17 protein-coding genes and 1 pseudogene are annotated in these 18,211 nt (G+C 50.6%); 17 read left to right on the top strand and 1 reads right to left on the bottom strand.

Going from position 1 to position 18,211, the window contains the following annotated elements; translation table 11 throughout:
- Positions 1-156: 156 nt before the first annotated feature.
- The 4 genes from CPY98_RS21025 to CPY98_RS13780 are packed head-to-tail and all read left to right on the top strand — an operon-like array spanning position 157 to position 3,883.
- Positions 157-534 carry a hypothetical protein gene (locus CPY98_RS21025; protein WP_046360212.1) on the top strand — a complete coding sequence of 126 codons (378 nt, stop codon included), beginning with the start codon at positions 157-159 and terminating at the stop codon, positions 532-534.
- Positions 535-586: 52 nt separating this feature from the next.
- The gene (locus tag CPY98_RS13790) at positions 587-2,614 is read left to right on the top strand and encodes a protein-disulfide reductase DsbD (protein WP_096388103.1); all 2,028 of its coding nucleotides are present in this window, start codon (positions 587-589) and stop codon (positions 2,612-2,614) included.
- Between the two features lie 40 nt (positions 2,615-2,654).
- Positions 2,655-3,386, top strand: coding sequence for a DsbA family protein (locus CPY98_RS13785; protein ID WP_226930212.1), 732 nt, complete (start codon positions 2,655-2,657; stop codon positions 3,384-3,386).
- Positions 3,383-3,883: a protein disulfide oxidoreductase gene (locus CPY98_RS13780; RefSeq protein ID WP_043494226.1), complete on the top strand. Its 501-nt coding sequence runs from the start codon at positions 3,383-3,385 to the stop codon at positions 3,881-3,883. Before CPY98_RS13785 ends, CPY98_RS13780 begins: the two co-directional genes overlap by 4 nt.
- A gap of 673 nt (positions 3,884-4,556) precedes the next feature.
- On the opposite strand, the gene CPY98_RS13770 is transcribed toward CPY98_RS13780, so the two are convergent.
- Entirely contained in the window at positions 4,557-5,486 is a 930-nt protein-coding gene (locus tag CPY98_RS13770; protein WP_043494224.1) for a DMT family transporter, read from the bottom strand.
- Positions 5,487-5,638: 152 nt separating this feature from the next.
- Between CPY98_RS13770 and CPY98_RS13765 the strand changes: the two genes are divergently transcribed.
- The 13 genes and pseudogenes from CPY98_RS13765 (at position 5,639) to CPY98_RS13705 (ending at position 18,045) form a co-directional block, all read left to right on the top strand.
- Positions 5,639-6,415: a helix-turn-helix transcriptional regulator gene (locus CPY98_RS13765; RefSeq protein ID WP_043494222.1), complete on the top strand. Its 777-nt coding sequence runs from the start codon at positions 5,639-5,641 to the stop codon at positions 6,413-6,415.
- Between the two features lie 118 nt (positions 6,416-6,533).
- Positions 6,534-7,661, top strand: a complete 1,128-nt coding sequence (gene pdxB / locus CPY98_RS13760; protein WP_096388099.1) for a 4-phosphoerythronate dehydrogenase PdxB — start codon at positions 6,534-6,536, stop codon at positions 7,659-7,661.
- A 308-nt stretch (positions 7,662-7,969) separates the two neighbouring features.
- Positions 7,970-8,980, top strand: a complete 1,011-nt coding sequence (locus CPY98_RS13755; RefSeq protein WP_043494208.1) for an aspartate-semialdehyde dehydrogenase — start codon at positions 7,970-7,972, stop codon at positions 8,978-8,980.
- A complete protein-coding gene (gene truA, locus CPY98_RS13750) occupies positions 8,980-9,843 on the top strand; it encodes a tRNA pseudouridine(38-40) synthase TruA (RefSeq protein ID WP_052439947.1) in 864 nt (287 codons plus the stop codon). Before CPY98_RS13755 ends, truA begins: the two co-directional genes overlap by 1 nt.
- Positions 9,844-9,905: 62 nt before the next feature.
- A complete protein-coding gene (locus CPY98_RS13745; RefSeq protein ID WP_025797816.1) occupies positions 9,906-10,571 on the top strand; it encodes a DedA family protein in 666 nt (221 codons plus the stop codon).
- A gap of 398 nt (positions 10,572-10,969) precedes the next feature.
- Positions 10,970-11,878: an acetyl-CoA carboxylase, carboxyltransferase subunit beta gene (gene accD / locus CPY98_RS13740; protein WP_043494206.1), complete on the top strand. Its 909-nt coding sequence runs from the start codon at positions 10,970-10,972 to the stop codon at positions 11,876-11,878.
- Between the two features lie 241 nt (positions 11,879-12,119).
- Positions 12,120-13,394 carry a bifunctional tetrahydrofolate synthase/dihydrofolate synthase gene (folC, locus tag CPY98_RS13735; protein ID WP_172863867.1) on the top strand — a complete coding sequence of 425 codons (1,275 nt, stop codon included), beginning with the start codon at positions 12,120-12,122 and terminating at the stop codon, positions 13,392-13,394.
- 15 nt (positions 13,395-13,409) lie between these two features.
- Positions 13,410-14,222, top strand: a complete 813-nt coding sequence (gene dedD, locus CPY98_RS13730; RefSeq protein ID WP_025797822.1) for a cell division protein DedD — start codon at positions 13,410-13,412, stop codon at positions 14,220-14,222.
- 278 nt (positions 14,223-14,500) lie between these two features.
- Positions 14,501-15,016 carry a colicin V production protein gene (gene cvpA, locus CPY98_RS13725; protein WP_025797824.1) on the top strand — a complete coding sequence of 172 codons (516 nt, stop codon included), beginning with the start codon at positions 14,501-14,503 and terminating at the stop codon, positions 15,014-15,016.
- A gap of 21 nt (positions 15,017-15,037) precedes the next feature.
- Positions 15,038-16,555, top strand: coding sequence for an amidophosphoribosyltransferase (gene purF, locus CPY98_RS13720; protein WP_040046408.1), 1,518 nt, complete (start codon positions 15,038-15,040; stop codon positions 16,553-16,555).
- A 231-nt stretch (positions 16,556-16,786) separates the two neighbouring features.
- Positions 16,787-17,092: pseudogene (locus CPY98_RS13715) on the top strand (type II toxin-antitoxin system HigB family toxin).
- The gene (locus tag CPY98_RS13710) at positions 17,093-17,473 is read left to right on the top strand and encodes a type II toxin-antitoxin system HigA family antitoxin (protein ID WP_025797828.1); all 381 of its coding nucleotides are present in this window, start codon (positions 17,093-17,095) and stop codon (positions 17,471-17,473) included.
- Positions 17,470-18,045, top strand: a complete 576-nt coding sequence (locus tag CPY98_RS13705; protein ID WP_046448594.1) for a UbiX family flavin prenyltransferase — start codon at positions 17,470-17,472, stop codon at positions 18,043-18,045. Before CPY98_RS13710 ends, CPY98_RS13705 begins: the two co-directional genes overlap by 4 nt.
- Positions 18,046-18,211 lie beyond the last annotated feature (166 nt).

Here is an 18,211-nt window from a genome sequence, read left to right as displayed (position 1 = left end):
TAGCATAGATAAAAATGCAAGTTTGACGCAGAACGGGCGTTTCTCCAGCAGTATAAAGTAGACAAACGTAAAGTTACCGCTAATAGGTTGTTTATCCTCGCTTGCTAGGTAAGATAAGACGTACTTATCATTGGTGGCGAAAAATTTAAACAGTTTATGGTTGAACGGCAGCGTGTGGCTAAGTGGTTCCTAATATTGGCTTGTCTGGTTGTACTGACGTGTACAACTCAGCGCATGGCCGGTATGCACATGCTCAGTAAATACCTTCCCACTGATGTTACTGCGACTCAAATTACGGGCGAATCACAGAACGGTGATAGCCAAGAAAGCCCCATTTCTCCCTGTGAGCTAAGTGCTAAGTCGTTGCTTGCGGCTAATAGCATGGCGATTGAACACCTATTTTTTGCGCTGCTGCTGTTCGTGGCTTTATTGCTTGAGCCTACGCGGCAGCTGCGATTGCTCATTCCCCCTCTACGGGCTGTGTCTTTACCCCGCTTGCGGGTACATCTCCGGCTGTGTGTCTTCCGAGAATAACTTTCTACGTGACGGTTTGTTAACGTAGCAAAATTATTTTTGGAGAAAATCTATGTTCCTATTTTTTAGGGCGCTGGCGTTCAGCCTGTGCCTCTGGTTGCCTATCTCTTGGGCGGCCGATAGTGGATGGTTGCAGAATCCACAAAACGATCATGCGCAGGTGCGCATTAGCTCAAGCCAGCCTGAAAACGGTATGGTTCGCCTTATGCTTGATGTGAAACTTAACGACGGTTGGAAAACCTATTGGCGTTCACCGGGCGAGGGCGGCATTGCGCCTGAAATCAAATGGCAAACGCCAATCGAAAGTATGCACTGGGGATGGCCAACGCCGCAGCGCTTTGACGTTTCGGGTATTTCAACTCAGGGATATCACGGCGATACCGTATTTCCTATCACAGTAAATGTCCCAGCATCTGCCCAACGGCTTCAAGGTGTGCTGACACTTTCTACCTGCAGTAACGTCTGTGTATTAAGCGATTTCCCTTTTGATCTGGATCTCACGCAGGTGACACCTCCAGAGTTTGAGCATGCATTTATTCGCGCTCAGGGAACGCTGCCGTTGACGGAGGGCATGGTCAATCACGTTAAGGCCGGTTATCACAGCGGTGAACTGCGTGTGAGTGCCGAAAGAGAAGAGGGATGGCAAAAGCCCGAAATTTTCTTTGATGTGCCAGACGGCGCTGATTTTGCCAAGCCCAAAATCCAAATTGACGGTAGCCGTGTTGTTGCTACGGTGCGCGTGACCGACGGTTGGGAGGGGAATGCGCCCGATCTTCACGGGCAAAAATTGAGTATGGTCTTCAGCGATGCGGGTATTGCGCAGCAGGCTATTCTCACCGTTGATAATCAACTACCCGCTCCAGTGACTCCCTCCTTAGCGCTCTCAACGGCAATCCTATTCGCCTTGCTGGGTGGGCTGATTCTTAACCTGATGCCTTGTGTTCTACCTGTTTTAGCCATGAAACTTGGATCGGTTTTACAGTTAGAGAATCGCGAAAGCCGGGTCGTTCGCCGCCAATTTATGGCCTCGGCTGCCGGTATTCTCGTGTCATTTTGGGCGTTAGCCGGCGTGATGACGGCGCTGAGGTTAAGCCAAAAAGCGGTGGGGTGGGGGATCCAATTCCAAAGTCCGTGGTTTATTGGGTTGATGGTGGTGGTCACGGCATTATTTAGTGCCAACTTGCTTGGCTTCTTTTCCATTCGCTTAGGCAGCAATACCACCACGCGCATAGCAACAGCCGGAGGCAACGGTAACAGCAGCCATTTCTGGCAGGGCGTTTTCGCCACCTTATTAGCAACGCCTTGCTCTGCGCCATTCTTAGGCACGGCGCTGGCGTTTGCGCTGGCGGCACCGATGACCGATCTCTGGCTAGTGTTTACGGCTTTGGGTGTTGGTATGAGTTTGCCGTGGCTGCTGATTGCCGCTTTCCCGATCGCCGCAAAGATGTTGCCGAAGCCGGGACAATGGATGAACCGCTTACGCATCGTGCTGGGAATGATGATGCTGGCCTCAAGCCTATGGCTGATTAGCCTGTTGACTGCGCATGTTGGAACGCTGATTGCGTGGTCTCTGGGGGCGGTGCTGCTGGTGGCTTTGCTGATCCTCACGGGAATTCATTACGGACGTCGGCAGTTGCTGATCTGGGGAGCAATATTGCTCTTACTGAGCGGCGCGACGCTCGCAGCGGGCGCGTTAACCGCCGAGCATTGGCGTACGCCGATGAGCGACCGTGTGCAGTGGCAGCCTTTGACAGAAGAGGCCATTTCAAAGGCGTTAAGCCAAAACAAGAGGGTGTTTGTTGATGTTACGGCAGACTGGTGTGTCACCTGCAAAGCCAATAAATACAACGTATTGCTACGCGATGATGTACAGAAAGCGCTGAGTGAGCCGGATGTTGTGGCTCTACGAGGTGACTGGACGACGCCATCACCTGCGATTAATCAATTCCTTAAACAACGCGGCGCGGTCGCGGTGCCGTTTAATCAAATTTATGGCCCAAGCCTGCCAAACGGTGAGGTGCTTTCCCCACTGCTCGATCGTCAAACCCTACTTAAAACGCTGTCGAATGCGAAGGAATAATGTCATGAAAACTAATATGAAAACCAACATGAAAACTAAAATGACCACGCTACTTCAGAGTGCGTTATTCGCGATGGCCGCCGTGAGTTTCACCGTGACGGCCGCACCGTTAACAACTGAACAACAGAATCAGGTGCGTGAATTAATTCGTGAAACCTTAGTGAATAATCCGCAGATCTTGGAAGAGGCGGTAACCGCATGGCAGCAGCAGAGTGCAGAACAGGCCGGTGCCCAGTTGGGTAAGGTGATTGAGCAGAACCGTGATGCACTGTTTAACGACGCTGCCAGCCCACGCATCGGGGCTAAAAACGCCAAACTTACGCTGGTTTCTTTCACCGACTATAACTGCCCTTACTGCAAACAGTTTGATCCACAGCTTGAGAAGATCGTTAAAAAATATCCCGACGTTGCTGTTGTGATCAAACTCTTACCTTTCAAAGGGGAAACATCGCAAAGCTCTGCGCAATATGCTCTGACGCTGTGGCAGCAAAATCCCGCGCGTTTTGCAGCGCTACATCAGCGGCTGATGTCTAAAAAGGGCTATCACACCGACAGCAGCATCGCGAGCGCGTTAAAATCCACGGATAACGCTGGCCTGAAAATCGATGATAAGACCTTAGATGAAGTTCGTAGCAGCCTGCGTTTGGCTGATGTGATGGGGGTACAAGGTACGCCAGCAACGCTGATTGGCCAGCAAATGATCCCTGGAGCGATTAGCTATGACGATCTGGAACAGGTGGTTAAAGCTGAATTAGCGCGGGCATCCTCATGATGCGGCTAAAAAAATGGGCGAGGGAGCTGGCCATTTTTATCGTGGTTTTAGCGGCATTCTCATGGGGAATGGATCAATGGCGCAAACCGCAGCCGCCGGAGATATCGCATCTGCCTGATATCACGTTAGTGAATGGTCAAACGGTTTCCTTAGCCGCGCTTAGCGCTGAAAAACCGCTGCTGATTTACTTTTGGGCGACGTGGTGTGGCGTATGCAAGCTGACTTCGCCGATGGTTGAAGAGCTGCATAAGGACGGTGTGAACGTGCTAAGTATTGCGATTCGTTCAGGCGATGATGAGCGCCTGATGCGAGGCATGGCGGCGAAAGGCTTAACTTTCCCCGTTGTGAACGATCAACTGGGGCGCTTAGGAGCCGAGTGGGACATCGGCGCGACGCCAACGTTTGTGATTCTTGATAAGGGCAACATGGTCAGCAGCACGAGTGGATGGAGTAGCCGCTGGGGGATTAAAATGAGGATGTGGTGGGCGGGGCTTTAGTGGGGGAGTAGGGTTTCGTATGCTGGATAGATGTAAGGTTTCGACCGCCAGATTTATGGCTAAATGGGTGTAAGGTTTCGACCGCTGATCATCTATGAGCTTACGGTGTAAGATTTCGACCGCCTATCAGCAACGGTATTCACATGCAAACTTAGTGAAGGCGTCCGAGTCGGGTGCGCCAGCGCGCGCACCCAACACCCGCGCGCTTTTATCCGAGACGCCATCTCCGCTCCGGTTTGGTATCGCCCATCCCGGGCGCCCCAAACTCCACCGGTACATCCCTGTACCGGTGGCTCGCACTACCAAAACTTAAACTATTAAAAGATGAGAAGACAAAAAGGCCTTTTGTCTTTTCCTGTTGAAAGAACGCATTTTAGAGCCGCCAGCAGGGATGCTGGTGGCAGGTTGAGGGCGCACAGGACGTGCGCTCCGAGACCGGTCGGCCAAACGGCTCAGTCAAAAGCGCGCGAGTTGAGAGTCCCCGCGCAACGGGACTCTCATCGGACGCCTACGCCAGTGGTTTCATAGAAATGTATTTGCTGATTGGCGTGCGAAACCTTTCACCAGTAGCGGCATATTCGATTGGCGTACGAAACCTTTCACCAATACCAGCATATTCGATCGGCGCGCGAAACTTTTCACCGTGCTAAATCTAAACAAAGTAACACTTAGGTTAATCAGCCGACGAGCAAACTTCCTTCTCTGTGTTCTTCACGCTTTCAGGCTTTTTTTTACGCGTTAGCGGAGTACGTAGGCGCTGTGCGACCACCACACCGAGCAAAGCAATACCGCCGCCAATCAGGTGATAGCTGTGCAGTTGCTCGTGCAGGAACGATACCGCGATGATGGCGGTGAACACCGGCGTGAGGTTCATAAAGATAGAGGCTTTGTTGGCACCTAATCGCACGACGCCTTGGATCCACAGGAAAGGCGCAATAATCGAAGCAGGAATACCAGCAAACAGAACCAATGGAATATTTTGTGCGTTCAAACTGACGTTGTCGGTCAGTATGAAGTTAGGAATTAGTAACAACACGCCAAAGACGATCTGAATATAGAGCGACTGCCAGTTGGGTAAATTGATATTCCAGCGTTTGGTTAACACGCCGTAAAGCGCGTAAGAAGCCGATGCCGCAAACATCATCAGCTCACCAGAACCAATGCCGTGAGTCAGCAACTGTTGCGGATTACCTCCGCTCACCAGCCACACGAGGCCAAAGAATGACATCACGCTACCCAATGCGATACCGACCGTGGGCACAATACGTAGCAGCCAAATGCTGATCAGCACCGTTAACAACGGGATAAGGGAGCTTAAAATGCCCATAAACAAAGCGCTGACGCTGTGTGCGGCGTAATAGGCCAAGCTTTGATACAGCACCATGCCGAGCAACCCCAGAATCAGTAGTTTTCCGAGATGTGGTCGAATGGCCTTTCGGTTGCGAATCACGCCGGGCAGCACAAAAGGCGTCAGTACTATCAGCGCTAACACCCAACGATAAAATGAGATGGCCGCTGGATCGATAGCACCAGCTGAAACCTTACTGACAATGGCGTTGATTGACCAAATCAGTACGGCAAAAAGTGGAAACAGTGCATTCATGATATTTCTTCTCAAAACATTATTGTCGACAACAGTGGCGACGAGCGTTAGTTTACGCGTGTCTGGTTTATTAGATATAGTGATAACCAGACAAAATTTAATGAAATCCAGACAAACTGAATTATCACTTACTGTGATTGGGGCAAGGCGTTATGGCTCAGCAGCGCACATTTCCGACCTCCGAGGTGAGCTCGGTACGCAATCTGTTTTTCCGCTGTGAAGAGGTCAATGCGGATACCGAATATCTGCCACACAGTCATCCGTGGGGGCAGCTTATTTACATTAGAACCGGCGTATTGGCACTGAACGTTGGCGACCAGCGTTTTCTCGCGCCGTCGAAATTTGCCGTTTGGCTGCCGGTTGGCATTGAACATTCAAGCTATAACCGCAAACTGTCACAGTTTCGTACCATCAATATTAGTGCTCGACTGTGCCAAGACCTCCCTCCGCAGGCCTGTTTGCTTAATGTGAGTCCCCTGTTTAATGCCATTGTGGATGATTGCTTTGAGCGCGATCTGATTTTGCCGGAATCCCGTGAGGACATACGCCTTTGCCGAGTCTTGGTGGATCAACTGAAACGAGCGCCGGTGCATGAAACCTATTTGCCGACCTCACAGGACAAATTTTTAGCGCCGGTGTTACGTGTATTGGAAAGCTGTCCGTCAGATAACACGCCGCTCAGCGTTTGGGCGCAGCGGGTATATACCACCGAGCGCACGCTCTCGCGCCGCTGTCAGAATGAGTTGGGTATGTCATTTAGCGAATGGCGCCAGCGGCTGCGTTTTCTACACGCTTTGCCTTTGCTTGAGCAGGGGAAAACCGTGCAAGAAGTCGCGTTGGAGGTGGGATACAGCTCGTCTTCGGCGTTTATTGTAATGTTCCAGCAAATCTCAGGCACAACGCCCGAACGATATCGGAAAGTCAGTTAATCTCAGTTAATCAATGAAAGCGTGCGGACTTATTTGGGCTCCACCTCTATTTGGTGGCAAAATAGCGCTTCAATCATTTTCTTATTTACGCAGCGCACTGCGCCGGCGGGAGAATTACGTGAAAATTCTGGTCGATGAAAATATGCCTTATGCGGGTGAACTCTTCAGTCGCTTGGGAGATGTACAGGCAGTACGCGGGCGCCCATTGCCTGCCGAGGCGTTGGTCGGTGCGGATGCGCTGATGGTGCGTTCGGTCACTAAGGTGAATGCTGAATTACTGAGTGGCACCAGCGTTCGCTTTGTCGGCACCGCCACTGCGGGCACCGATCACGTTGATGATAAATGGTTGAGTGATAACGATATTGGTTTTTCTGCGGCGCCAGGCTGTAATGCCATTGCCGTCGTGGAGTATGTTTTTTCTGCTTTGATGATGCTGGCCGAGCGCGATGGTTTCGACCTGCGTGAAAAAACCGTCGGTATCGTTGGCGTGGGGAACGTGGGTTCGCGTTTGAATCGTCGCCTGCGAGCATTAGGCGTGCAAACGTTGCTTTGCGATCCACCACGTGCGGCTAAGGGCGATGCCGAAACGTTCTACCCGCTGGAAAAATTGGTTCAGGATGCTGATATTCTGACTTTCCACACGCCGTTGAATAAAACGGGTGACGACAAAACGCTGCATCTGGTCGATGCTGATCTGCTGGCGGCATTGCCTGAAAATCGCATTTTGATTAATGCGGCGCGTGGCCCGATTGTTGATAATGCGGCTTTGCTAACCGCGTTGAAAAACGGCAAAAAACTGAGCGTGATCCTAGACGTGTGGGAACCTGAGCCGGAGCTTTCTTTAGCGTTGCTGGATTTAGTTGATATCGGTACGCCGCATATTGCCGGTTATAGTTTAGAAGGCAAAGCGCGCGGCACAACCCAGGTCTTTGAAGCCTACAGTGAGTTCATTGGGCAGCCGCAGCACGTTGCGTTAAGCGAACTGTTACCGGTGCCAGAAATGGCGAGCGTAACCGTTCATGGCGCGCTGGATCAGGCAAAGCTCAAACGTCTGATGCATCTAGTGTATGATGTGCGCCGCGACGATGCGCCGCTGCGTCGTGTTGCAGGACAGGCCGGTGAGTTTGACCGCCTGCGTAAGCATTATCAGGAGCGCCGTGAATGGTCTTCGTTATGCGTGAAATGTGACGACAATGCGAGCGTTGAGCTATTGAATGCGCTGGGGTTTAGCGCCGAATTAATCTAGTGAGTGTGGCTTAGCTCTTATCCATTTTTGAGATGGGAGAGATGACCCCACCCCAACCCTCCCCTTGTCAGGGGAGGGGGCTGATCGAGTTTATCGAATGAGATCTCTGTTCTACTTTTTCCATAATGAAGGAGAGAGTAAGAGAGACGATCTAAATCGATCATTGGCTTGGATCCGCCCCTCCCCCTGTGAAGGGGGAGGTTGGGAGGGGGTCTGGTTCATAGTGACTAAACGTTTTGTTTTCCAGCGCCCGTTTTACTTTATCAAGTGATGTCGGGCGCTCTGTATTTTTGCTTTTGGAGAAGAACATGACTGACGGCTGGAATATCGCCTTGTTAGGAGCGACCGGTGCGGTAGGTAGCGCACTGATGGAACAGTTGGCGGAACGTGAATTCCCGGTAGGAGAATTATTCCCTCTGGCTAGCGAGCGCAGCGCAGGTGAATCTGTGCGCTTTAACGGCAAGCAAATTCTGGTAGAAAACGCGGCCGAGTTTGATTGGTCACAGGTACAGCTGGCATTCTTCGTCGCAGGAACCGAAGCGTCTTTGCGCTATGCGGAAGAAGCCGGAAATGCGGGCTGTTTAGTGATTGATAGCAGCGATGCGTTTGCTATGGAACCTGATGTTCCGCTCGTGGTACCAAGTGTGAATCCACAAGCGCTGTCTGAATATCGTAACCGTAATATCGTGGTTGTCGCTGATAGCCTAGTGAGCCAATTGTTGACGGCGATTCGTCCGTTGACCGACGAAGCCGGTCTGTCTCGCATTCACGTTACCAGCCTACTGTCTGCTTCGGCTCATGGTAAAGCGGCGGTTGATGATCTCGCGGGTCAAAGTGCTCGTTTGCTAAACGGCATTCCTTTCGAACCTGGCTTATTCCAGAAACAGCTGGCATTTAACCTGTTACCGCTGGTGGCTGACACACAAGGCAGCGTACGTGAAGAGCGTCGCATGGTCGATCAGGTGCGTAAAATTTTACAAGATGAAAGCCTGCCAATGTCGGTTAGCGTGATCCAGTCTCCAGTATTTTATGGTCATGCGCAAACCGTGCATCTCGAAACGCTGCGTCCGGTATCTTCTGAAGAAGCCCGCGATGTGTTTGGCCGTTTAGACAACATCGAGCTGAGCGAAGAGAATGATTATCCAACGCAGGTGGGCGACGCATCGGGTAATCCGCTGCTGAGCATCGGCTGTGTGCGTAATGACTACGGTTCACCTGATGTGGTTCAGTTCTGGTCGGTCGCGGATAACGTGCGTTTTGGTGGTGCTTTGATGGCTATCGAAACTGCGGAGCGCCTGATTCAGGAGTACATGTACTAATGTCTGATGTGTCGTTATCCGGTGTGGATGCAGATATAGCAGCGGCAGAGCCAGAGGCCCTGCCTGCCAAACCGGTGTATAAAATTGCGCTCGGTATTGAGTATGACGGTAGCCAATACGCAGGATGGCAGCGTCAGCTTGATGCGCCGAGCGTGCAGGAATGCCTTGAAAAAGCGTTGAGTAAGGTCGCCTGTGAGCCGATCACGGTATCTTGCGCGGGCCGAACCGATGCGGGCGTTCATGCCACAGGGCAAGTTGTGCATTTCGAAACGCATGTTGCGCGTAAAGATGCGGCGTGGACGATGGGTGTGAACACCCATATGCCAAAAGATATTGCGGTACGTTGGGTAAAAAGCGTCAGCGAAGATTTTCATGCACGTTTTAGCGCTACGGCTCGCCGTTATCGCTATGTCATCTACAATCATCGCTACCGTCAGGCCGTTTTACAAAGCGGTCTGACGCATTTTTACCATCATTTAGACGCGGAACGGATGGAGCGAGCAGGGCAGGCATTGCTGGGCGAAAATGACTTCACGTCATTTCGTGCCTCACAGTGTCAGTCACGAACGCCGTGGCGTAATGTGTCGCACCTAAAGGTGACGCGTTTAGGTGATTACGTGATTGTTGATATCAAAGCCAATGCCTTTGTCCATCATATGGTGCGTAATATCGTGGGTAGCCTGATGGAAATTGGCTGTGGCAATCAACCTGAAAGCTGGATGGCTGAACTGCTGGCGGCGAAAGATCGCAAGCTGGCAGCGGCGACGGCGAAAGCGGCCGGGTTGTATCTGGTCTCTGTCGATTATCCTGAACACTTTGGTTTGCCTAAGGTTTCGATGGGGCCGCTGTTTTTAGCGGATTAGTCTTTTGCGGCCCATTTTTTGGCTGGTGGATGCCGCCAGCGTTATTTGGAGAGTGAAGTGCCATGGAATACATTCACTGGGTAATCGATTTTATTCTGCACATTGACGTGCATCTGGCCGAGTTGGTTGCGCAGTATGGCGTGTGGGTTTATGCCATTCTGTTCTTGATCCTATTCTGCGAGACGGGTTTGGTGGTGACGCCATTCTTGCCGGGAGATTCTTTGCTGTTTGTGGCGGGAGCGCTGGCGGCGTTGCCAACGAACGATCTCAACGTACATACCATGGTAGCGTTAATGATCGCCGCAGCCATTATTGGTGATGCGGTGAACTACACCATCGGTCGTTTGTTTGGTGAGAAGTTGTTTAGTAACCCAAACTCCAAGATTTTCCGTCGTAGCTATCTGGATAAAACCCATGCGTTCTATGATAAGCATGGCGGGAAAACCATCATCTTGGCGCGATTTGTTCCTATCGTGCGTACTTTTGCGCCGTTTGTTGCGGGTATGGGGCATATGTCCTATCGCCACTTTGCGATATTCAACGTGGTTGGTGCATTGCTGTGGGTTCTGTTATTTACCTACGCGGGCTATCTGTTCGGGAATGTGCCAGTGGTGCAGGAAAACTTGAAACTGCTGATCGTCGCGATTATTGTGCTCTCTATTCTGCCGGGTGTGATCGAAGTATGGCGTCACAAGCGTGCAGCAAAAAAATCAGCCTCTAACGGATAGGTCGCTGTCACAGTTGAGAAATAAATTGTGTTTATTGTTCACCCAGAGTGTTCAATAAATGTAAACTCCACGCGGTTCGACCAGTTTTTTATCCACAGAGTCGAACCGTTGTGGTTTAATGAACGGCATTTATGGTCTGTTCCTGCTGGTATATCCGTCATCTTTCACGTTGCAGATGTGTTGGCCGTACGCGTTTTCCCGAATCACTGAGCGATGTCAGCTCATTGGGATCCGCGGGCTTCACCTTCCTGCACCAAGGAATAGATAGGGTATAGTCTTGAGCATTTTGATCCCACGGCCAATTGGCTACGGTGATTTTAAAGACTATAGCGACAACGTTACATAATGGCATGAACAGAGGACTGGCATTTCGCCAGGTTCAAACAGAAAGGTCATCGATGAGCTGGATTGAACGAATTCTTAACAAAAGTAATATCACGCAAACCCGTAAGGCGAGCATTCCTGAAGGTGTCTGGACCAAATGCGACAGCTGCGGTCAGGTACTTTATCGTGCCGAGCTGGAGCGTAATCTAGACGTTTGCCCAAAATGCGATCACCACATGCGTATGTCAGCACGTATGCGTTTGCATACTCTGCTGGACGAAGGCAGTGAGGTTGAGCTGGGAAGCGAGCTGGAGCCGAAGGATATTCTTAAGTTTAAGGACTCCAAAAAATACAAAGATCGCATCTCTGCGGCGCAGAAAGAAACCGGTGAAAAAGACGCGTTGGTTGTGATGAAAGGCACTCTGAAAGGTATGCCTGTCGTTGCGGCGTCATTTGAATTTGCCTTCATGGGTGGTTCAATGGCTTCTGTAGTCGGTGCGCGCTTCGTTCGTGCGGTTGAGCAGGCGCTGGAAGATAACTGTGCGCTGATTTGTTTCTCTGCCAGCGGCGGTGCTCGCATGCAGGAAGCATTGATGTCTCTGATGCAGATGGCAAAAACCAGTGCTGCACTGGCTAAGTTGCAAGAACGCGGTCTACCTTATATCTCGGTATTGACTGACCCCACCATGGGGGGTGTTTCTGCAAGTTTGGCGATGCTGGGTGACATTAACGTCGCCGAGCCAAAAGCGCTGATCGGCTTTGCCGGCCCTCGCGTTATCGAGCAGACCGTGCGTGAGAAATTGCCAGCAGGCTTCCAACGCAGTGAGTTCCTGATCGAGAAAGGTGCGATCGATATGATCGTCCGTCGTCCAGAAATGCGCGACAAATTGGCAAGCCTTGTGGCTAAAATGACAGGGCAACCAGAACCTGTCAGCAGTGAAGTCGTTCGCGAAATCCCTGTTGAAGGCGAGACTCAAGACTAAGTCTTTCTCCTCATCTGGTTGTATACCCTCACAATTCGGGTTGCAGAAAGTTGGCTAATGTGTAGATACCTAGGGCATCTAGCGTGATGTACTTTGCGTGATGTATCTAGGGAAAATAGCTTAGCCGATGTGTATGCAGCCTGTCGTCATACGGGTATAGCAGTCTTATATCATAGCCCCATTCGGGGCTTTGTTGACTTCTTGAACCGGTTTGAACGGGACTCATGAACGATCAATGACTATGAACAATCTCCCAATCCCCCAAGCCACCTCGACCTTGAACGAATGGCTGCATTATCTAGAACACCTGCACAGTAAAACGATTGAGCTAGGACTGGATCGCGTCAAACGCGTCGCTGAAAATCTCGACCTGCTCAAACCTGCGCCTACCGTATTTACCGTTGCCGGTACCAATGGCAAAGGCACCACCTGCCGAACCTTAGAATCTATCCTGATAGCCGCCGGCTTTCGTGTGGGCGTATACAGCTCCCCGCATCTGCTGCGCTACACCGAGCGGGTACGCATTCAGGGCGAAGAACTCAGTGAAGCTGACCACTGTCGCTCGTTTGCGACCTTAGAAGCAGGGCGCGGCGATATCTCTCTGACCTATTTCGAATATGGCACGCTTTCGGCCTTGCAGCTGTTTAAACAGTCAGCGCTGGACGTGGTGATCTTGGAAGTCGGCCTCGGTGGTCGTTTAGATGCCACAAACATTGTTGACCCGAGCGTAGCGATGGTGACCAGTATCGCGCTGGACCATACCGACTGGCTGGGGCCAGATCGTGAAAGTATTGGGCGTGAAAAAGCCGGTATTTTCCGTGCCGGTATTCCGGCGATTGTGGGCGAGCCTGATATGCCGCTGACCATTGCTGAGGTTGCCGCAGAAAAGGGTGCGCAGCTTTATCGCCGTGGTCACGACTGGAACTTCAGCGCTACCCAACACGACTGGCAATGGCAGGATGCAGACACCACGTGGTCGCATCTTCCACTACCGAAAGTACCATTGCCTAATGCCGCTACCGCGCTGGCTGCGCTGCGTCATTGTGATCTTAAAGTCGATGAAGCGGCGATTCGCCAAGGGCTTGAAACCGCACAGTTACCTGGCCGATTCCAAATTGTCAGCGAGCAGCCTTTGCTGATTTTGGATGTGGCACATAACCCTCATGCGGCAGGTTATTTAGCGGGCCGTTTGCAGCAGTTGTTAGAACAGCGCCCGGCTACGCAGCCACGGCGCGTACGTGCCGTTGTGGGAATGTTGGAAGATAAAGATATTGCGGGCACGCTGGCATGTTTAAAACCGCTGATCGATGATTGGTACTGTGCGCCGCTGGAAGGGCCGCGTGGTGCACCAGCAGAGCGTTTGGCTGAACATCTGGATGAACCAAACGTGTTTACCGACGTCGAAAGTGCATGGCGAAAAGCGATGCTCGATGCAGCTCCGCAGGATATCGTGATTGTTTGTGGCTCATTCCATACCGTTGCGCATGTTATGGCGGTATTAGAAAAGCATCATTAGAAACGGAGAGAGCGAGTGGCAAGTAAGTTTCAGAATCGACTGGTTGGCACGGTCATTATCGTTGCGCTGGGCGTAATCGTTTTGCCCGGACTGTTAGACGGGCAGAAAAAACATTATCAGGATGAGTTTGCTGCTATTCCGCTGGTGCCAAAGCCAGGTGAGGATGATCCTACTGACGTTATTCCTCCGGTAACTCAGCCGCTGAGTGAAACGCCTCAGATACCGCAGGAAGGCGCGAATGCTCAGACGCCGATGGATAATGGCAATGTGCCGACTCAAGACCGTGAAGGCGCAAGCACGGCGGTTTCGCCTAATACCCACCAAGGGCGTGGAGATATGGTTGAGCTGAAGCCGGTTGAAAGTAAACCGGTGGAAAATAAACCTGTTGAACAGCCAAAACCGGTGAAGAAACCTGTTGAGAAGCCAAAGCCAGTCGAACCGCCGAAAATGGTAGAAGCGAAGCCTAAACCGGTCGAGAAACCCGTTGAACAGCCGAAGCCGGTTGAGCAACCAAAACCGGTCGAACAGCCTAAGCCAGTAGAGCAAGCCAAGCCAGCTGCGGTGCCGGAGGAAAAAGCACCGGCGGGACAAGCATATGTGGTACAGCTGGGGGCATTACGTAATGCGTCTAAAGCGAGCGAGATTGTGGCTAAGCTGCGGTTGTCTGGTTACCGTGCTTATACGGTGCCGGCGTCGCCGGTTCAGGGCGAAATCACTCGTCTGTTTGTAGGGCCAGATGCCTCTAAACAAAAACTACAGTCTGCTTTACCTGAACTTAATAGCATTAGTGGCTTGAATGGTCAGGTGCGCAGCTATAGCGGCAAATAGCGGTTAATAGGCGTTCAGAACGTCAATTCATCTAAACAATGAATTGTGTTCGATTTTACAGCAGCTTTGTTCCCAGCAATGAGAGCAGGGCTGTTGTTCTATTTGGATTGATACATTTGGGCGTTGGTTTAGCCGAGGATACTGGCTGAATCTGTGTCAAATTTTTATGAGAATAAAATTTGCGAACAGGAAGGGAAATCCTCTACGCAAACGTTTTCTTTTTCTGTTAGAATTCGCCGCGAACTGGATGCCGAGGCAATTCTTGAATTGGAATAGTCATGGTTTGGATTGATTGGGTCATTATTGGCATCATCGGATTTTCGGCGTTAGTGAGCCTGATCCGAGGATTTGTGCGAGAAGCGTTGTCACTGGTTACGTGGGGGGCAGCATTCTTTGTCGCCAGCCATTTCTACACCTATCTCGCTGTCTACTTCACTCGTTTCGAAGATGCGCTGGTGCGTAACGGCATCGCGATTGCAATCCTATTCGTTGCAACGTTGATTGTCGGCGCCATTGTTAACTATGTGATTGGTTCGCTGGTAGAGCGAACCGGATTGAGCGGAACCGACCGCGTGCTGGGCATCTGTTTTGGTGCGCTGCGTGGGGTGCTGATTGTTTCAGCGATTCTGTTCTTTTTGGATACCTTTACCTCGATGGCACAAAGTGCTGACTGGAAACAGTCACAGCTCATCCCACAGTTCAGTTATATCATCAGGTGGTTCTTTGACTACCTGCAGAGCACGTCGAGTTTCATACCGGAGCATTTGCCTTCTATTCCGCTCCCGCTCCGGTAACGCTGATGAGGAAATGACAACATGTGCGGTATTGTCGGTATCGCCGGTTTTACACCGGTAAACCAGTCGATTTATGATGCGTTAATGGTGCTTCAGCACCGTGGACAAGATGCCGCAGGCATTGTCACTATTGATGCCAATAATGGCTTCCGTTTGCGTAAGGCGAACGGTTTGGTGAAAGATGTTTTTGAAGCACGGCATATGTTACGCCTGCAGGGCAATATGGGTATCGGCCACGTGCGTTATCCAACGGCAGGCAGCTCCAGCGCATCCGAGGCGCAGCCGTTTTATGTCAACTCCCCATTCGGTATTACTTTGGCGCACAATGGTAATCTGACCAACGCGCACGAACTTAAGCAGAAACTGTTTGAGCGTGCGCGTCGCCACGTCAATACCACGTCTGATTCTGAAATTCTGCTGAATATCTTTGCTCACGAGCTGGATCGTTTTGACCACTATCCGCTGGAGTCCGATAACGTGTTTGCTGCCGTGGCGGCGACGCACCAGCAGATCCGCGGAGCTTACGCCTGCGTGCTGATGATCATCGGTCACGGTATGGTTGCTTTCCGCGATCCTAACGGCATTCGTCCCTTGGTGATTGGTAAGCGTGATTTAGAAGATGGCCGTGTTGAGTACATGGTGGCTTCTGAGAGCGTAGCTTTGGATACCTTGGGCTTTGAGTTCATCCGTGACGTGGCGCCGGGTGAAGCGATTTATGTCACTGAAAAAGGGCAGCTGTTTACCCGCCAGTGTGCAGATAATCCGAAGAGTAATCCCTGCCTGTTTGAGTACGTTTATTTTGCTCGCCCAGACTCCTTTATCGACAAAATTTCTGTCTACAGCGCTCGTGTGCGCATGGGGCAGAAATTAGGCGCGAAAATCGCCCGTGAGTGGGAAGATCTGGACATCGACGTGGTGATTCCCATTCCTGAAACGTCGTGTGATATCGCGTTGGAGATTGCACGTATTCTGGATAAGCCATATCGCCAAGGGTTTGTAAAAAACCGCTACGTAGGGCGTACGTTTATCATGCCGGGTCAGCAGGAGCGCCGCAAATCTGTGCGCCGCAAACTGAATGCGAACCGCGCAGAGTTCCGTGATAAAAACGTGCTTTTGGTTGATGACTCGATCGTGCGCGGCACCACATCACAGCAAATTATGGAAATGGCGCGTGAAGCAGGGGCGAAAAAAGTTTATTTAGCTTCTGCTGCACCTGAAATCCGTTTCCCTAACGTGTACGGCATTGATATGCCAAATGCGAATGAGCTGATTGCGCATGGCCGCGAAGTGAATGAAATTGCCAAAATCATCGGTGCTGATGGTTTGATTTTCCAAGATCTCGACGATCTGATCGAAGCAGTACGTGAAGAAAATCCCGATATCGAACAGTTTGAATGCTCGGTATTTAACGGGATTTACGTGACGAAAGATGTGGATCAGGGCTATCTGGATTACCTGCAGTCCCTGCGCAGCGATGATGCAAAAGCGATGCGCGGTCAGGAAGAAGCAGAGAATCTTGAGATGCATAACGAAGGGTAATTGCTGCTGTAAGTAGAGTTAGGGTTTTGCATCAGATTCTTAGTTGCTGCTCGCATTTACTTGCATTGACAGCGCGATAGCTGGCCCATAAATTACAAATACACTAATGCCTCGCATGAAGAAATTTACGTTGAAGTAGATTTTCATCATGCGGGCTTTTTTTTGCCTTGTTATAGTCCCAATATGGGATATAATTCACTTGTCCTAAAATGGGACATCATGGAAGTTATAATGCGGATAATCGCAATAGGGTGTTTAAAATCGTTTTGGGAACGGTATCCTGAGGTCGAGCAGCCGTTAAGGTCATGGATTGATGAGGTAAAAAACGCTGAATGGACAATGCCAAGTGATATTAAGCGCCTCTATTCGACGGCCAGCGTACTGAAAGGTCGCCGAGTTGTTTTCAATATTAAAGGGAATGAATATCGTTTAGTCGTTGCGATTGCCTATTAGTACCAGTCAATTTATATCAAATTTATCGGTACACATCGGCAATATGATGCAGTTGATGCTAACAGTGTAGAAATGGAGTGGTAGATGAATATTCGCCCCATCCGTAATGAACAAGATTACAAAGCTGCGTTGAAAGAGGTATCGCCCCTTTTTGATAATCCTCCAAAACCGAACACGCCTGAAGGGGATAGTTTTGAAGTTATGCTTACTCTGATAGAAGCATATGAGTCTAAACATTTTCCAGTTGATCTTCCCGATCCTGTTGAAGCAATCAAGTTTCGCATGGAGCAATCTGGTTTGACAGTTCGCGATCTGACTGCGGCGATTGGCAACCCAAATCGAGTGTACGAAGTATTAAATCGTAAACGTAATTTAACGTTACCGATGATCCGACGGTTACACACGCTGTTTGGCATTCCTGCCGAATGCCTGATTAAATCTGCAAAAGTAGGCCAACACTCATGAAACGTTTAATTATTGGTATCTCTGGTGCCAGCGGTGCAATCTACGGTGTACGCTTGCTAGAAGTGCTACAGAGTGTACCTGATATCGAAACTCACCTTATCATGAGTAATGCTGCTCGCCAGACGTTGGCGTTGGAAACCGACCTGCAACTGCGAGATGTGCAGAGCTTAGCCGATGTGGTTCACGATTCGCGTGATATTGCCGCCAGCGTTTCCTCAGGATCGTTCAAAACGGCGGGTATGGTTATTTTGCCTTGTTCAATGAAAACCTTGTCGGGCATTGTTCATAGTTATACGGACAATCTGCTAACCCGTGCCGCCGACGTGGTGTTGAAAGAGCATCGTCGCTTAGTGCTTTGTGTGCGAGAAACGCCGTTGCATCTGGGGCATTTGAGAATGATGACGACCGCTGCCGAATTGGGGGCCATTGTTATGCCACCGGTCCCCGCGTTTTATCATCGCCCGCAAACGCTGCAAGATATTATCGATCAAACCGTCAATCGTGTTATCGATCAGTTTGATATTGAAATGCCTGAAGATCTGTTCACCCGCTGGGGCGGTGGGCATAAATAATAGTAACACTCGTGCAACATTAGTGCATTTTTGCAACATTGATCACCTTTGGTGCATAAAGTCTGCTTTTCCCTCTCCTGAACCTGTCGTTTTGCTATTGCTGCTCTATCTTTGCTAAAGCGAGGCAGAGTAGCTCACTCCTCTGAAGACGGTTGTGTCGCGTTGT

The organism is Hafnia sp. CBA7124, assembly GCF_002355555.1.
Classification (GTDB): domain Bacteria; phylum Pseudomonadota; class Gammaproteobacteria; order Enterobacterales; family Enterobacteriaceae; genus Hafnia; species Hafnia alvei.
Note: the sequence above shows the minus strand (reverse complement) of the source record. Positions and strands in the feature narration are given on the sequence as shown.

Excerpts from the sequence above, each read along its gene's own strand:
- CPY98_RS21025 (WP_046360212.1), top strand. The coding sequence starts at position 157 with ATGGTTGAACGGCAGCGTGTGGCTAAGTGGTTCCTAATATTGGCTTGT.
- CPY98_RS13790 (WP_096388103.1), top strand. The coding sequence starts at position 587 with ATGTTCCTATTTTTTAGGGCGCTGGCGTTCAGCCTGTGCCTCTGGTTG.
- CPY98_RS13785 (WP_226930212.1), top strand. The coding sequence starts at position 2,655 with ATGACCACGCTACTTCAGAGTGCGTTATTCGCGATGGCCGCCGTGAGT.
- CPY98_RS13780 (WP_043494226.1), top strand. The coding sequence starts at position 3,383 with ATGATGCGGCTAAAAAAATGGGCGAGGGAGCTGGCCATTTTTATCGTG.
- CPY98_RS13770 (WP_043494224.1), bottom strand. The coding sequence starts at position 5,486 with ATGAATGCACTGTTTCCACTTTTTGCCGTACTGATTTGGTCAATCAAC.
- CPY98_RS13765 (WP_043494222.1), top strand. The coding sequence starts at position 5,639 with ATGGCTCAGCAGCGCACATTTCCGACCTCCGAGGTGAGCTCGGTACGC.
- CPY98_RS13755 (WP_043494208.1), top strand. The coding sequence starts at position 7,970 with ATGACTGACGGCTGGAATATCGCCTTGTTAGGAGCGACCGGTGCGGTA.
- truA (WP_052439947.1), top strand. The coding sequence starts at position 8,980 with ATGTCTGATGTGTCGTTATCCGGTGTGGATGCAGATATAGCAGCGGCA.
- CPY98_RS13745 (WP_025797816.1), top strand. The coding sequence starts at position 9,906 with ATGGAATACATTCACTGGGTAATCGATTTTATTCTGCACATTGACGTG.
- accD (WP_043494206.1), top strand. The coding sequence starts at position 10,970 with ATGAGCTGGATTGAACGAATTCTTAACAAAAGTAATATCACGCAAACC.
- folC (WP_172863867.1), top strand. The coding sequence starts at position 12,120 with ATGAACAATCTCCCAATCCCCCAAGCCACCTCGACCTTGAACGAATGG.
- cvpA (WP_025797824.1), top strand. The coding sequence starts at position 14,501 with ATGGTTTGGATTGATTGGGTCATTATTGGCATCATCGGATTTTCGGCG.
- purF (WP_040046408.1), top strand. The coding sequence starts at position 15,038 with ATGTGCGGTATTGTCGGTATCGCCGGTTTTACACCGGTAAACCAGTCG.
- CPY98_RS13710 (WP_025797828.1), top strand. The coding sequence starts at position 17,093 with ATGAATATTCGCCCCATCCGTAATGAACAAGATTACAAAGCTGCGTTG.
- CPY98_RS13705 (WP_046448594.1), top strand. The coding sequence starts at position 17,470 with ATGAAACGTTTAATTATTGGTATCTCTGGTGCCAGCGGTGCAATCTAC.